The organism is Streptomyces sp. WM4235, assembly GCF_001279725.1.
Classification (GTDB): domain Bacteria; phylum Actinomycetota; class Actinomycetes; order Streptomycetales; family Streptomycetaceae; genus Streptomyces.
The window spans coordinates 1-408 of record NZ_LGDE01000308.1 but is presented as its reverse complement, the minus strand read 5'-3'; the positions used below and the strand labels follow the sequence as shown (position 1 = coordinate 408).

Sequence of the window (408 nt, the reverse complement as noted above, 5' to 3'; positions counted from 1 at the left end):
GCGGCGGATGTGCCGCGCCCCTGGGACAGCCCCGCCCCCTGAATCTCGCGAGCGTCGCCACCTCGGAGTTCACCGACGACGTGCTCCAGCAACTCGACGTCACCGGCCACCGCGTCCGCCAGGACGCCGCGTCCTGGCAACCCGTGCTCGACGAGGTTCACACGGTCGGCAAGGCCGCCCACCGGGGCATCCGCGACACCGCGATCAGCGCGGCGATCTACACCTCCACCCCAACCGCACCCGAAGCCGCATCCCGACCGCGCGCAGGCATCAGCCGCCTTGACACATCCCACGGCGGGGATGGCGCCAGCATGCCCGCGCCTTCGGGGATCCGCCCGACGTCCGGGCCCGATCTCGCCACCCGCATCCCGTCGACGCCCTTGTCCGAGGTGACACCGCGTCCCGAAC

General features: G+C 72.5%; 1 protein-coding gene. It reads left to right on the top strand.

What is annotated here, in order from left to right; translation table 11 throughout:
* On the top strand, positions 1-408 hold a 408-nt coding region (locus ADK55_RS20395; protein ID WP_159041493.1), incomplete at both ends, for a hypothetical protein.